General features: G+C 36.7%; 8 protein-coding genes and 1 pseudogene. 4 read left to right on the plus strand and 5 right to left on the minus strand.

From position 1 onward, the window contains the following. Positions 1 to 228 precede the first annotated feature (228 nt). Together EW028_RS10370 and EW028_RS10375 are read left to right on the plus strand one after the other, a co-directional pair. Complete coding sequence (locus tag EW028_RS10370; RefSeq protein WP_131520806.1) at positions 229 to 888, plus strand: ribbon-helix-helix domain-containing protein; 660 nt, start codon at positions 229 to 231, stop codon at positions 886 to 888. Between the two features lie 256 nt (positions 889 to 1,144). After that, positions 1,145 to 1,965: pseudogene (locus EW028_RS10375) on the plus strand (flagellin N-terminal helical domain-containing protein). Positions 1,966 to 2,005: 40 nt separating this feature from the next. On the opposite strand, the gene csaB reads toward EW028_RS10375, so the two are convergent. The 5 genes from csaB to EW028_RS10400 all read right to left on the minus strand — a co-directional run bounded on the left by csaB (position 2,006) and on the right by EW028_RS10400 (position 9,505). Then, positions 2,006 to 3,085, minus strand: coding sequence for a polysaccharide pyruvyl transferase CsaB (csaB, locus tag EW028_RS10380; RefSeq protein ID WP_131520807.1), 1,080 nt, complete (start codon positions 3,083 to 3,085; stop codon positions 2,006 to 2,008). Next, on the minus strand, positions 3,085 to 4,998 hold the full coding sequence (locus tag EW028_RS10385; protein WP_131520808.1) for a DUF5693 family protein: 1,914 nt from the start codon (positions 4,996 to 4,998) through the stop codon (positions 3,085 to 3,087). The genes csaB and EW028_RS10385 overlap by 1 nt, the downstream gene beginning before the upstream one ends. Before the next feature lie 20 nt (positions 4,999 to 5,018). After that, positions 5,019 to 6,575, minus strand: a complete 1,557-nt coding sequence (locus EW028_RS10390) for a putative polysaccharide biosynthesis protein (RefSeq protein ID WP_131520809.1) — start codon at positions 6,573 to 6,575, stop codon at positions 5,019 to 5,021. Next, positions 6,572 to 7,312: a WecB/TagA/CpsF family glycosyltransferase gene (locus EW028_RS10395; protein WP_227744922.1), complete on the minus strand. Its 741-nt coding sequence runs from the start codon at positions 7,310 to 7,312 to the stop codon at positions 6,572 to 6,574. Before EW028_RS10395 ends, EW028_RS10390 begins: the two co-directional genes overlap by 4 nt. A 342-nt stretch (positions 7,313 to 7,654) precedes the next feature. Then, positions 7,655 to 9,505: an S-layer homology domain-containing protein gene (locus EW028_RS10400; RefSeq protein ID WP_131520810.1), complete on the minus strand. Its 1,851-nt coding sequence runs from the start codon at positions 9,503 to 9,505 to the stop codon at positions 7,655 to 7,657. A gap of 625 nt (positions 9,506 to 10,130) precedes the next feature. Between EW028_RS10400 and EW028_RS25630 the strand changes: the two genes are divergently transcribed. Next, positions 10,131 to 13,424, plus strand: coding sequence for an S-layer homology domain-containing protein (locus EW028_RS25630; protein WP_227744923.1), 3,294 nt, complete (start codon positions 10,131 to 10,133; stop codon positions 13,422 to 13,424). A gap of 87 nt (positions 13,425 to 13,511) precedes the next feature. Beyond that, complete coding sequence (locus EW028_RS10410; protein ID WP_131520811.1) at positions 13,512 to 15,818, plus strand: hypothetical protein; 2,307 nt, start codon at positions 13,512 to 13,514, stop codon at positions 15,816 to 15,818. Positions 15,819 to 16,416 lie beyond the last annotated feature (598 nt).

A 16,416-nucleotide genomic window follows, 5' to 3' on the forward strand; every position in this document is an offset into this window, starting at 1 on the left:
TATTGTAAAGCATGTTAACCATTAGGTCTTAACTTTAATAAAAGAAACGAATTAAATTCCCCTTATTATGTTGTCTTACATATTAATACGCTCATTTATTGACTAAGATGTTCCATTTTATAGCGCATAGTAAATTAATATTATAATACATATGTATTATAATATTAATTTACATATGTATTAAAATATGATAGTATGAGAGTATAAAATGATATAGGGGGCTTTAATATGGTTAATTCACTCCAAGAAAGTATAAGAAGGAAATTGAGTGCAGGAAAAGAAGAAGGTGCTAATAAGCAAATTTCTCTTACACTTAATGAACACACACTGCAAAAGGCAGATGCTATTGTGGAACAATTTAAAATATTAACAGACGGTAATGGAGATTTACCTTCTTCTCGTAATCAACTAATTGAAGATGCTATTGAAGAATATGTAAATGCTGCATCAGATGTATTATTAAAAGATTATATGATCAACATAGAGGAAACTATGGATAAAGATGCCGATGATAATGAAGATTCAGCTGTAAGTACAGATTGGGATTTATTCTTTTGCCCAGCAAGAAATGAGGGATTTGAAGAAGTATTTTTAGGAAAAAATCAATGGTATTCGGTTCGTATCGCATCTTGGCGCATTCCTCAAATAAAATATATTGCTTGTTATCGAGGGGCTCCTTATAGTGCAATCACCCACTATGCGAAAGTAAAAGAAATCAAACTATACGATGATGGAAAGTATATTATTTATTTTGATGGAGAAGCAATCCCTTTGGAAAACCATGTTATTCTTGGGAATAGTAATGTTATGACAGTAAGAAAAACACGATATACAAGTTTGGAAAAACTGAGAAGTGCTACAGAAGTATCTGAACTTTGGTTAGACTAATAAAAACGGTTTAATAATTCAATTGACGAAAAGGCTATCAAAAATTAAGTGATAGTCTTTTTTGACTTCTAAGAAATATTTAAGGATTTATATAAAATAATTCATTTCAAATTTCCAATTGCCTTAGATTAAAATTCATTTAGTTATATTTTCACTTTCGATTATACCAATTACTCTTTTTTAGAAAAAAATTACAGTCCATTGATTAGAAGAGTAAAGAATAGAATGATATATAAGTCAAGAAGGTGGTGAAATCATGCTTGGTAAGTGGTCGGCAACAGGGATGGCAATCCTGAATAATATGAATCGTCATTATGGGGCGATGAGTAAAGCTATGCTCCGAATTTCTTCCGGATATCGAATTAATAGTGCCGCGGACGATCCAGCTGGACTGGCGATTTCTGAAAAAATGCGTGCTCAAATTCGTGGCTTGAAAGAATATACAGGATGGTATTTCGCTTGTGCATACGGCAGAGGGGGCACTGAATGAGACACATGCCATGATTCAGCGAATGCGTGAGTTAGCAGTGGAGGCAGCCAAGGATACATTAACAGATGATGATCGTAAAAAATTAGATTTGGAATTTCAGGAATTAAAAAAGGAAATCCAGCGCACATCGACCGATACCGAATTTAATACGAAGACATTACTCGATGGGGATTATGAAACAACTGGTATCAAGATCCAAGCAGACGCCAATGCAGGGCAGAGTATCGAATTATTTATCAACGGGATGGGGTCCGAGGCACTTGGGTTGAAGGATGCTTCCATTACTACTCGTGAGGAAGCGGAAAAAGCCATGTCTTCGATGGATGAAGCCTTAAAACGTGTTTCTAATGAGCGCTCACGTCTTGGGGCCTATCAGAACCGCTTGGAACTATGCCTATAATGCCAATGTGAACACGGCTGAGAATTTACAAGCAGCAGAGTCTCGTATTCGAGATGCAGATATCGCAAAAGAGATGATGAATATGGTGAAGGCGCAAATTTTAATGCAAGCAGGTCAATATGTTTTAGCCATGCATATGCAACAGGCCCAGTCCATTTTAAAATTATTAGAAGTAGGAAAAAAATGATGAATTTCAATTAACATTGAAATTCATCATTTTTTAATATTTATTTTGACAAAGCATCAATTGCTAATTTAGCAGTTGCAGTTGCTTCATCTTGCAATGGGATGACGGCCTGGCGCATTTTTTCTTGAACTGCTGTATAGGATTCAAGAATTGCTACAGCTTGTTCAAACAATGTTACACCATTCCAATCATCAACCTCGACATGACCGATGACAGGCTGATCAACGATATCAGCAAAAGCATCAATTTTCGGATCATACGAAATGGCAATAAACGGTGTTGCATAGATTGCCGAGAAAATTAAGGAATGTAGTCGCATACCTATTAATAGTTGAGATTGACCAATCACTGCGATTTTTTCCTCAATAGATAAATCAGCAGGAGCAATCAAGCTCTTTTCCTTCATAAGTGCTGCTACTTCCTGTGAAGTCACTAAATCATGCTCACCATGCATAGGCAGGAAAACGATTTGCTCACCCTGACGTACTAATTCATCTAGGCTGTGTGCAATTTTTTCCTTGTAGGCAACAGCGGAAGGCCAATCTCGAACGCTTACAGAGATATAGCTATCGGCTGACAAAGATACATTTTCTAGCCAATCACAATGAAAGTCATTACCGTTAAGTCCCATAACAGGATCTGGTACGATCTTGGTTTCTTTTCGTACACCGATCTCTGTTAAAAGAGCTAGAGAGGCTCTATCTCTAACCGTAATTTGCTCGACCTTATTAAAGACTGTACGAACAATGAATTTACTAAGCGGGTGATTGATTGGACCCATGCCTTGGGCGTAAACAAATACTGGCTTCTTCAACCATTTTGCGATTTGAATAACGCCCGCATAGTAAGGAATTGTTTTCATGCCTGTTTGATCCTGCATGAGACTACCACCACCACTAATCAGTCCATCAGCTGTTTTAAGTAATTGACGAATTTCTTTCATTTTCCATCGGTTGATGGCTTTGACACCATATGTTTGCTCAGTAGCTGCTGGGTTATTAGATAGTACCGTGATTTCTATATCACTTTGCCACTTTTTTAAAGATTGGATAATGGACAGTAAAATGGCATCATCTCCGACATTATCAAATCCATAATAGCCAGATAAAACAACGTGCATTATGACCACCTCGCGATTGCCTTAGAAACCCAACGATAACCGATTTTGAAGATTAGGATAAACACAAGTCCTACTACAAGACCTAGAGATACACTGTATAGTGTACGTAATACAGAAACAGCTACTGGGATGTGTAGGTGAGTAAATGTATTCATGATGGATAAGAAACCGATAACACCTGGTACTAGGAGAATACTTCCCCATTTGCGATTAATACCCATTACATATAACGCTAAAATGAAGAATGGGAAACCAATTAAAAATTCCTTTGTTCTTGGTCGAACATACAATGTATTTTCTAGCCATTGTCTAAAGGCTAATTCCATATCACTTACAGAGCCAGAGTTCCCTGTTCGGCTAATGTAAAACAATCCGACACCTGCCAACACAACGAGTAGTAGCACATGCCAATATTTTAACTCTTTATTTAACAATGTTACCGTATTCGATAAAGAGTTCTTAATGTTTTGTTCAGCTAGTCGGTTTACCTCAATCACTGTAAATAGTAAAACACCCATAATTGGAATAAGATAAACAAGCTTAACCCCTTTAAATACAGCAAAGCCTGTCATAAAGGCATTACCATTCAATAAGCCAATGACAATAACAATGCCAATTACACTAATTGCTACTGCCTTTAAGTATTGGACCAATATGTTAGACACCTTCGTAGAACCTTGCGCTGATTTGATAACTGCATAGGTTGGTGCAAGGACTGCAATAATGAGTGCAAATGCTTGTAAGAATAGAGTACTTTTCAGAATAAAGTACGCAATTGCTAGTACAGCCATAAAGCCAGCTGCCGCGATACGAAGAGGCATCCATTTTACTAATTCTGAAATGATAAAGGTAAATAAAATACCTGCTACTAATACGGCTGCTGTGACCCAAGCTGGCACTACTACTTTATCAAATAGCTTTGGTTCACCTGCTTTGAAATGATCTGGCATTGTGTCATGCACACCATTTAAATAATCAATCGTCTCTTCTACATTTTCTTTGGCATTACCTGTTGTTTTAATATGATAGAAGATGGAGCGAATATTACGCTCTTTGACAGCTCTTGTTGTACGATCAATACTTGCATTTAGCTTTAATTTAGTCTCTCTGTTGACATTGATACTATGCAAACGAATCATATTGTAATCCGTCATTTGAGCGATTTTACTTTCACCCTTAAGTGGGTTACTTTCAATTGTGTAGAAGTAATAGCCAGCCTCATTTAATTTTTCAACTAATTGATGGCCGTCTTCTTGTCCAAAACCAATAGCTTCATCACCTTGACCAAGTAAGCGGCCTGCCGAAGCCTCTTTTAAAGCGACTAATTGATTAACTAACTTTCCATTAGCTACTTCATTATCTGCATTTTCCACCTTAAAGATGTGGGCTAGTCCATGCTTACTAATCATGTCAATAGCAGGCTGATCATAGCCAATTGGTGTTTTTAAATCAAAATTGTGGTTAGAAGTAGGGAGGAAATAAAAAGGCTCTTCTCCTATTTGTACTTCCTCTGGTTCAACGCTCTCCATGATCAGCTTTTGGTAGCTTTCATTTTCAGGCACTCGAATATAATAGCCGCTATTAGAGATATCAACAGCATCTTTATAAGGTGTAAACAATAATTGGGCTGCTAACTCACTTTCTTTATAAACAGTAATTAAGTTTTGCTTTTCCATTTCCTTTAATGTTAAGGGCTCTAGACTCACAGTATTCAGCCCAGCATCCTTTAAGGAGGAAAGAATTTCATCCATTGTTAGGTCGCTATTTTTTTCTGCGGTTTGTATTTCATCATAGGGAATAACAATCTCATAAGCATCATTCGATTGCTCCGCATTCCACCTCTTCATGATACCTGTAGAGGAAACGACGAGTAAAAGAACAATGATTCCCCAAAGCCATTTCTGTTTTGACATAAGTGTCCTACCTCTCTTATTTATGAAAATCTTTTTCCGATAACAGGGATTTTCTTTAAATCTTGTTTATGAATAGCTTTCATCAGCCATAGTAGAAGGAAGTAAAGAGCTCCACCAACTACGATTGCGACAGTAAGATAGCCCATTGCCGACATTCTTGACCAATGTGTAAAGTCAAGCCAAAGTGTTGGTAATCCAACTGCTGCTCCCATTACAATGGAAGACACAATCATTTTCACCGTATCTTTTCCAAGGACAGTAAAGCGAATCATACGATAAATGAAGACAGAATTCACAATAAATAACACAAAATACACTAGTAAGGTTGCATAGGCAGCACCATCTAAACCAAATGCCTGAATGAGGAAGATGTTAGAAAACACCTTAAGGACAACACCGCTCAAAATAATGAGAGCTCCTGTTTTGGCAGCATTCATACCCTGTAGAATACCTGTTCCAAGCAAGGTCAGTGATGTAAAGACAGAGCTTAGATTGATGATGGCTAACATTAAGCTTCCCTCTAAGTCTTTAAAAAGAGCTAGATTTAAAGGCAAGGTTAAGGCTAGTAGCCCAATCGCAGCTGGCCATGAAATAAGGTGTGTCATACGATGAGTTTGCTCAATAATAGTGCGTGTTTCATCCAATTTACGCTCAGCTAGCTTCGTTGTAATCAACGGCACAAGCGGCAAGATAATTGAAGAAGCAAAAACAGTCGTAATTTGAACTAATGTTAGTCCTCGACCATAAATACCATAAAGGTAGCTAATTTCACTCGCATCTGCACCAGCACTTCTTAAGCCATATGTAACCGTAAAGGAATCAACAAAGTTAAAGAGTGCCATTGTCACAGAACCGATCGCAATGGGAATCGAAATTTTTAAAATGGTTTTACTGTATTGAGAGAAATCTTTACCAGAATATTTCTCCTTACTCGTCACTTTTACAGAAGAACGGAAATATTTAAAGAGTAAATAGAAAAGTGATCCGAGGGCTCCTAATACAGAGCCTGCCATAATTCCACCAGCTACGATATCATTTGAATAATCCATTGCTACGAGGAAATACGCTACAATTAAAATTAACGCAACACGTACTAACTGCTCAATCACTTGAGAGATGGCAGTAGGGCGCATATCCCCAAAGCCTTGGAAAAATCCACGATAGACAGCCATATAAGGAGCTACCAGTAATGTAAGGGCAACAATAATTAAGGCAATCTCTGTTGAGGGCCCACCAAGTGCATTCGCTATCTGCTCTGAAAAGCCGTAAATGATTGTAAAACTAATGACGCCAAAGGATAATGCAAGGATTCTTGCAGTCACATAAATTTTCTTAATTTTGGCAGTATCATGACTCGTCCTAGCTTCCGCAATCAGCTTAGAAATAGCGATAGGGATACCCGCAACGGATAAATATAGTGCTACCATATAAACAGGATAGACAAGACTAAAAATACCAAGTACTTCATCACCAGCAATATTTTGAAGTGGTATACGGAAGATACTACCGATTACTTTTGAAAGTAAAGTGGCAATCGTTAGGATAAGTGTGCTTTTAACAAATGTTGACTGACTCATTTTGTTTTGCCCTGACCTTTAAGCTTTAATGCAAATACTTTTAAAGCAAAGCGAGGGAGTACAAGCATTCTGCCAAATCGACTTGGCTGGCGTAACAGTCGATAGAGCCATTCAAGATTTAACTTTTGCCAAAGTACTGGTGCACGTTTTACAGTACCAGCGATGACATCGAAGGAGCCACCTACGCCGATAAATACACCCTTTGAAAATTTTTCAAGGTTTTCGGTTATCCATTTTTCCTGTCTTGGTACACCTAATGCCACAAATACAAGATCAGGCTGTAAAGTTGCAATTTCATTTGCAAAATCATTATTATGCCAGTCGAAGTAGCCATCATGATAGCCAACAACATCAACGTTTGGATAGTTCTTATGAATATTGGCAACCGTCTTTTCGATAGTTTCCTTTTGCGCACCTAATAAATAGATTTTAAAGTGCTTTTGCTGACCAACTTCCAACAGACGTACCATCGTATCATAGCCAGTTACACGCTCAGGAAGTGAATCACCAAGGATTTGTGCAGCCTTAACGACACCAATGCCATCTGCACAAATGTAAGTTGCCTGCTTTAAGTAATTCATGACAGCTGGATTTTCATTTGCCTGCATGACAACTTCAGGATTGGCTGTCACAACGAAAGTTTTTTCTTGCTGTTCAATACGATTAACGAGTAAATCAACAAACCCTTGCTGACCAATATGTAAAAAGGGTACGCCCATAATCGTTACATGCCTCATATAGTGTTCAAACCTTTCTGTAATTCCATTTTCACTGCAATCTATCATACCACAAAAGCAATATTGACAGGAAATTTTCGATAATGGGTTTAACGATGATTACCTAAAGTATAGCTCTGTTCAGTAACGATTTTTACATGGTATAGCAATTGTCCTATTAAGCTTTTTTAGGACACTATTTCGACGTAGAATTTACTAAATTTTAGGGGGATAGTTTGAAAATTATATCCTAAAATTTCGAGTTTCTTCTATTATATAGCGCTTTCATCTCGGTGATAAAAAGAGATGAACAAAAAGAGTGCGAATCATCATCGCACTCTTCTTTTGCGCATCCTATTAAAATCATTTTTTTACAATATAATCGCCATGTACCCAGCCTGTTTTTCCGTTGTAAAGCACCTGATACCAGGCACCATTTTTTATGAATTCACCTTTATCGTCTACAGCCCCGATAATAAAGCCATTTGGTTTAACAGTACCTAAAATAGCACTTGTCGTAGATGGTTCGCTTCGAACATTAAGTGTAATATTCATATTAACAATTTGTAAGCCATTTTCAAGACTTACATAATCATCAATCACCCAGCCCTCTTGTCCATTGACACTTACTTTCAACCAACCACCATTTTCACCAAGAACTTTAAAGGAGGTATCCTTTGGCAAATTCGTCATAATCGAAGCATTATCTGCTGTATTCGGATACGTTCTCATATTGAGATTAATCGTCGTCTTCCCAGTTGCTCCAGCTAACCCTAAATCCAATGCGTATTGCTTCGATGGACTCGGTAATGAAGGAGCGGAAGATTGGCTTTGATAGGCAGGCACATCAAACACTAGATTTGTTGTCGTATGAGCACCAATTAATTCATAAATATCATAGATCTTTTTCGCTTGAATGACAGCCCACATCACATGTGTTGCATACTGGTGAACTGTCGGATTATCAGGATTCCAACGCATTTTATAGAGCGTATCCTGACCCCTGCTAATATACTGATCCTTGACAAATTGGGCACCTCCGATAATGGCATCCTGAACAGTAAACCAGCCATTTGTATAAGCGCGCTCCGCACCATACTTATTAGCATCTGCATCAATAGCGCCAATACCGTAAGCATTGTAGGTTGTCTTAATAGCAGTTAATTTATCACGATTTTCTGGTGTTGCTACCATCGGCTTGCCATTTGTATCTAAGCCAACCTCGATCCCTTTAATTAGTGCAGAACCACCATTCGCTGTTTCATGTAAGGCATGGGAGACTAAATAAATAGCATTGATCTTATTGTCTACACCAGCTTGAATGAAGGCATCCGCTGTACCTGCTAAGCTTCCTTTATTGGCAAGTACTTTATCATTTAGCTCTTTAGCACTCAGATTATTGACGACAGTAGATAATTTTAGGAATTGATAATAAGATGGGCTATCCTGCATAAAGCTTTTTGGGTGTACATAGTATGACACTAGTGCCTCGCTAGCCGTGAAATTGCCCGCACCATCGACCTTTGGATTATTCATGGTTTGTTTACTCACTACAGAGGAGTAATCATGTGAGTAATTCGTCGTCATATATTGCTTACCACCTGTCCCAGGCGCCTCTAAATGGATTAAACGATAGAGCACGGTAGCTGCCTCAGCGCGAGTTGTTTGAGCAAGAGGTGCAAATTGATTATTTGGCTTCCCAACAAGTAGTCCTGTTGTGACGACAGCTTGTACATCTGCATAGGCCCATTTGGCAATACGCGCATTATCACTAAAAGCAATAGGGGAGGAAGAAGTATTGATGTTTTGATAAGTAAGAGCTCTTTTTAACATAGCCGCCATTTCCTGACGATTAATGTGGTTATTCGGATGGAACTTGCCTTGCTCGTCACCTTTAATTAGCCCGTGATAGCTTGCTTGTTCAACTACCCCATAATACCAGTCACCTTTTTTTACATCTGTAAAGGTTGCCTGACTAGAAGCTGCTGGCAAGTTCAGTGTTCTAACAAGAAAGGCTGCAAATTCAGCACGAGTGACAGCATCATTCGGACGATAATGGCCGAATTCATCACCCTTCATTAAATCGTTGGTAATAAGATAGTTCATTTCATGGTAGGCCCAGTGCTTCGAAATATCTTCTGCTGAAGCAGAAGTTGGCGCAAGATATAACATGCCTGCTAGCACGGCCCCGTAAAGAGGAAATTTACGTTTCATTTTTTAAGCTCCCTTCCATAGCTGATATGTTCTATCAAACTATCAAAAGTGTAGCATAAAAAGTGGCAATCTATTATTACAACATGGGGACATTATTTACTTAATAAAGAAGAAACTCATAAAGTTGGTGAGGAAGAGACAGAATTCGCTAAGAAACGCCTTCTATATTTCTGTTTCTTTACAATTATAACTAAAATATTACGGGAGTCTTTAATTTTTGACAATTTAGTAACCATTCCAGAAAATGCTTGGTTATTATTGAGAGTAAGGTATAATAGGTAACGGAACTATATGTTACCAATACATTTTAGACAATAAATAGATGGTAGCTTATTGGTATCTATTATATACCATAATAGGTATGGTAAAATAAGCTTTCATAACTAAATTTATGTCCCAGTGCTTGAATTTAGGAAAAGTTAGTGTTATATTATTGTAGAAAGTGAATAAACTTACTAGAATGGTATTCTACTACTCTTTTTCTAGTAAATTTACTAACAAATTTGCTTTAGTTTTGTATTATTCAAGAAAGCTATAATACATACATTTAGGTAACTAATAAGGCGGTACTATAGTTTTCGTTGGATTAATATCAATTTAAGGAATTTTAGGGAGGAATACATTAATGGCAAAGCAAAACAAAGGCCGTAAGTTTTTCGCGGCATCAGCAACAGCTGCATTAGTTGCATCAGCAATCGTTCCTGTAGCATCTGCTGCTCAATTAAATGACTACAACAAAATCTCAGGTTACGCGAAAGAAGCGGTTCAATCACTAGTTGACAACGGCGTAATCGAAGGTGATGCTAACGGAAACTTCAACCCACTAAAAACTATTTCTCGTGCAGAAGCTGCAACAATCTTCACAAAAGCATTAGAATTAGAAGCTGATGGATCTGTAGATTTCAAAGACGTTAAAACTGGCGCTTGGTACTACGATGCAATCGCAGCAGCTGTATCAAACGGAATTTTTGAAGGTGTTAGTGCAACTGAATTCGCACCTAACAAATCATTAACTCGTTCAGAAGCAGCTAAAATCCTAGTTGACGCTTTCGGTTTAGAAGGTAGCGAAAGCCTAAGCCAATTCGCTGATGCTTCTTCAGTAAAACCATGGGCTAAATCTTACCTAGAAACAGCTGTAGCTAACGGAATCTTCACTGGTTCTGAAACAAACGGTAAATTAAACCTTAACCCTAACGCATCAATCACTCGTCAAGACTTCGCAGTAGTATTCGCTCGTACGCTTGATCTAGCTGTTGAAACAGTTGACGCTTCAATCAAAGCTATCAACAACACAACTGTTGAAGTAACATTCGACGAAGAAGTGAATGTTGATGACGTAAAAGCTTCAAACTTCAAAATTGATGGTTTAGAAGTTAAAAACGCTTCTGTTAAACAAACAAACAAAAAAGTTGTTGTTTTAACTACTGAAGCTCAAACTGCTGATAAAGACTACGTTTTATCTTACAAAGATGAAGAAATCGGTAAATTCAAAGGTATTGCAGCTGTAATCCCTACGAAAATCGATGTAACAACTGCATCAGTACAAGGAGTTATTGGTAAAGAAGTAACTCTTAAAGCTCAAGTTACTGTAGCTGACGGTCAATCTAAAGCTGGTATCCCAGTAACATTCAACATCGTAAGCGATAACGCTAACGTTAACGCTAAAATCGAAGTTGAAGCTTTAACTGATGAAAATGGTGTAGCTACTTACTCTTACACTCGTTACTACGAGCACAACGATAACGTAGCAGCTTACGCTACTAGCAAATCTTCAGTTTCTTCTACTGGTAAAGTATACTGGGCTAACAAAATTCAATTAGCAGTTTCTGAAATCACAACTGGTAATGAATTAGCTAACAATACTAAAAAATCATATAAAGTAGTTGGCGCTAAAAACACAACTTACTATGTAGCAGTTAAAGAAAACATTGATGTAAACCCAGATAAAATCACAAACCTTTATGTACAAGATCATGCAAACTCAAACAACTTTGTAATTCCTTACGAATTAACAACTGGTTCTGAGAAATTTGCAAAAGTTCAAACAAACGCTAACGGTGAAGCAACATTTACTGTTTACGGTTCTGACTTAACTGCAACACCAATCGTTTACTTACCATCATCAGTAAACAAAACTGCAACTGATTTCTCTTACTCTAAGCTTGCATTACAAGCTGAAGCACCAGCAGTTAAATTCTCAAAAATCGATAAATTAGCGATTACTGTTGCTGCTGAAGGTAAAGCAGATTCTGCAGAATTCTTAAATACACCAGTAGCTTATGACCAAAACTCTGTTGGTGGACGTAACTATACTGTTACTGTAACTGACAAAGACGGTAAATTAGCTCCAGAAGGTACAGCTGCTTATGTAACATTTGATAAAGAAAACCTTTCTTCTATCACTACTGATGCAGTTTACTTCTCAACAGCTAAAGAAAACTTTGTTAAAGTAACAGCTGGTACAGTTTACAAAGTAACTGTAGGTAAAGAAGGTAAAGCTCAATTCCGCGTAGCTGGTAAAGGTTCTACTGCTTTCGCAAAACCAACAGTATTCTTAAACACAGCTGGTAAAACTGCTCCTGTAGAGCTTGACAAAGCTGACGTTCAGGCTGTAGCTGAAGTAACTTACTTCAAAGCTCCAGAAGTAACAAACGCAACATTAAAAGTTACTGATGAGTATGGCCGTACAATTACATCTACAACTGCTGGTAAAGATGCAATCTTCACTTACCAATCTGTAGATCAAAACGGATTCGACTACCGTCCAAATGGTTACAACTCAACTGGTCAAACAACTCAAATCGTTTGGAAACCAGTTACTCAACCAGATGGTACAATCGTATGGGTACAAGAAGTTATCACTAACCCAGGTAACACTGTTTACGAATATGCTTTAGCATTCGATGTAACTTCTACATTCGGTAATGCAAAAGTAACAAATGCTGCTGGTACAGTATTAAACCCATCTCAAAACTTAGGTAACACTAAAACTTACCAAGTGAAATCAGATGCATATGGTAAAGCAATTGTACGTGTTACATCTGACACTGCTGATACAGTAAGTGTAAACGTAACAGGTGCTAGCAACATCCTACCAACTCAAACTGCTTCTGTTTCATTCACAAATTCAACAGTTGTTCCTGCACTTTACACTGGTGTAGTAGAATCATTTGATTCTATCAAACAAACTCTTAAATTTGTTGGTAAAGATTCAGTATCTTATGTTGGTGAGAAAGTATACTACCGCGGTCTTAACAACACACCAATCGCAACTGCTGATGACTTCGTAAAAGCATTAGAAAACGCTACTGGTACTGTTCAAGTTACTTATGAAGTAAAAGACGGCGTAACTACATTCTACATCTACAGCATTGCTGCAACAGGTAACAAACCAGTTGAAACTGGTGCTACAGCAACTTCAGAATTAGCAAAAGCTATCCAAGCTGCTGACGCTGTAACAAACACTGGATACACTCAAGCTTCTTGGGATGCATTCCAAGCTGCATTAACTAATGCTAAAGCAATCGCTAGCAACAGTGCTTCAACTGATGCACAAAAACTTGCTGCTAAAGATGCTTTAAACACTGCACGTGCTAACTTAACTGTACAAACAGGTGAATTAACATCAGTAGTAATTACTTCATTCGAAGCAAAAGCTGCTAACTCAGTTGCTGCTGCATTAGGCATCTACTCTGAGTACGCTGTAGCAGGTACTGTAGCTGACACTGCTATCACTTCTGTGGAACTTGTTTACACATTAGAAGATGGTACGACTGTTCCAGCTCGTACAGTAACAGTAACAAACGGTGCATTCACTGATGCATTACCAGTATCAACTGGTACTGTTAAATCAGTTAAAGCTCAAGTTGGTGGCAAAGCTACTGCTGACAAAGCTGTTACAGTAAAAGTACAACCTTAATTATCATAATTGAATAAAGATATAAACCATTTTAGGTTTATATCTTTATTTTTAATAAAAATTGCCTAATTATAGGAGGACATAGTAATGAAAAAAGGATTTAAAGCGGTAACAGCTGCAGCATTAGCTATCTCGGCATTAACGCCAGTTGCAGCATTTGCAGCAGAAAACACTGTAGAAAACGGTGTTTATACAACTACAAACTTCTACTCACTTGACGCTTTCAAAAAACTTTCAGGCTCAGCTAAAGCAGCAGCTTTAACATCTGAAGGTGCTGTAATCGTTGTGGCTGGTAAAGTTTACACTGGTGCTAACGTACTTAGCCTAAATGATACACAATTAGATGCTTCTGCAGTTACTGTTGATGCTTATAATGCAGCTAATGATAACAAATTAGTTTCAGGTAAACCAATTGGTGAAGGTACAGAAACTGGAGAACTAAAAGTAGCATCAGTAAATATGATTAATGCTACACAGCTTGAAGTGAAATTTAATCAAAAAGTAGACAAAGCAACAGCAGAAACAATTGCTAACTATACATTTTTTGCATTAGATGACCAATCTGCAACTAGCACAACAACTGCTGAGTTATCAACGGATGGCAAAACTGTTACTGTAACAGTCGATAATGCATTATCAAAAAGATATCAAGTAAAAGTTAATGACGTTGAATTAGATGGTAATTCAAATATTAAAGTAAGCTATAACGAGACATTAACATTTAAAGCAGATACAACTGCTCCAACAATTACTGGTTTTGAACAAATTAGCTCTTCAGCAGTACGAGTTAAATTCTCTGAGCCAGTTGACGATCTAGCGGCTACTGGAATTACTTATAAGGATTCTAAAGGAGCAACAATAACAAAAGGATCAGGTACTGGACAAATTCCATCTGTATCTATCACAGGTCCTGTATCATATGTTGACTTCGATTTAACTCAAATTACAGCTGGTGAAAAAGTAACAATTACTTTCAATGGTCTAGTTGATATGGCAGGTAATTTAGTAAACCCTCAACCAGCTTCAGTTGTTGTTGAGAAGAAAAACTTAGATGCATTTGCACCTACAATCTCTTCAATTTCTCAAACTGGAGCAAAAACTTTCAACATTAAGTTCTCTGCAGATTTAGATGGAGAATTAGCTACTGATACAGCAAATGTAGCTACTAATATTGTACTAGATCCAGCTAATGCTGTTACAGCAATTGATAAAGTTTCAGATAACGAATATAAAGTTACTGTTACAAATAACCTAAGTGGCTTAGCTACGGTTAAGGTATTAAAAACAAAAGTTGTGAATAAATTAGGTCAAGCTGCAGGGGCAACAGGTACACTTGATAAGTTAGTAACATTTAAAGAAGATGAGAAAACGCCAACTGCAACTTCTAAACTGACTACAGATAAATCTGGAAATGAAGTTATTGAATTAACATTTGATAAAGATGTTACTTTGGTTGGTTCAGCTCAAGTTACAGTATCAGGCTCTTATGTAAAGAATTATTTAACAACTTCAGTGCCAAATACTGATATTACAGCGGTATATGCAGATGGAACAGGCAAAAATAAAAAGGTTGTTCATATTCCATTAACGGCTCTAAATGTTGAAGGAGCAGTTTATAATTTATCTATAGTTAATAAGGCTTCAAATACAAATGGAATCATTAGTGATGCTGGCGTTGCAATTGATACTACAAAAGTATCGTTTACTCGTGGTAAAGATGCTTCAAACCCTTCAGCAAATACTCATGTAATTACTGCTGATGATATTGCTATTGGACCTGTTATTGGCAATAATAATGAAGTAACTGTAACGTATACAATTCCTAATGGTACTTCTCTTGAGGGTTCTACAGCTACTAACATTGCGAATTATACAATTGCAGGTGCAGAAATTGAGTCTGCATCACTAGCAGCTGCAAGTGGTACAACACAAGTAGTTACATTAAAATTAAAAGCAAATTCTAACACATTTACTGGTGTACGAAATGCTACAATTAAAAATGTTAAAATTGCAGGATCATCTAAAGTAATGGAGACAGTAACAAAAGCAACTGCTTCATTAAATGAAAATGTATTACCAACAATTAAATCTGCTGAAATTACTGGTGCTGATGAAATTACATTAACATTCTCTGAGAGTGTAACAAATGTAAACAGTGAATCATTCATCGTGAAAGCTGGTACATCAGCTCTTGCACAACATTCAACAGGTGCTGTAGTTTCATCTTCAGATGATACAAAAGTAACGATCACTTTAAATGCATCTTTAAGCGCTGCTGATTTAGCTGAAACAATTACTGTTGCTCCTAATACAGATGCCACAAAATTCAGTGTGGAGGATTTAGCAGCTAACAAATTAGCTAAATTCAATCCTATTACTGTAGTAAAACCATAAGCTTATTAATAATTTAAAAGTCTGTCAGAGGGAGATCTCTGGCAGACTTTTTATAAAATTTTTAAAGTAAATAAAACATGAAAAATAATCACCTTTTTATCACGAAAACACAAAAAATGTATTTTTATATAACATGTAAAGCGCAATTTTTGGGAAAATCACCGTAATAGCTAATTTAATTATTAATTATATATTTTTATCTATTACTTAACTTGGATAATGAGACCAACTTCTATAATTTTATTTTAGTATAATCTTTTATTAATGTAACTGCTTAAATGTTGGTCCTGTTTGAATAATATTACAAGTATAAACTAAAAATACATCAGGAACATAATAATGCTACTAGTATTAGATTGAAATTGATAGTATAAATAGATGGACAATAATATATTAGAAATCAAAAAAATTTTTTATTCTTTATTGGCTTAAATGATTTATGAACTGACCAAATAAAGTATTCATAGTAATATTTAATTAAAGACCATTCTCAAACATCTATTAGATACCCTCGCTAAAACTATCAGTGCCATTTTTGTAGGTTCATTGCTTTTCTGTTTCTTAGTGTTCCCCTATTTTATAATTTAATTCTGCTATG

Origin of the sequence: Lysinibacillus sp. OL1, from assembly GCF_004332175.1 — a bacterium.
GTDB classification, from domain to species: domain Bacteria; phylum Bacillota; class Bacilli; order Bacillales_A; family Planococcaceae; genus Lysinibacillus; species Lysinibacillus capsici.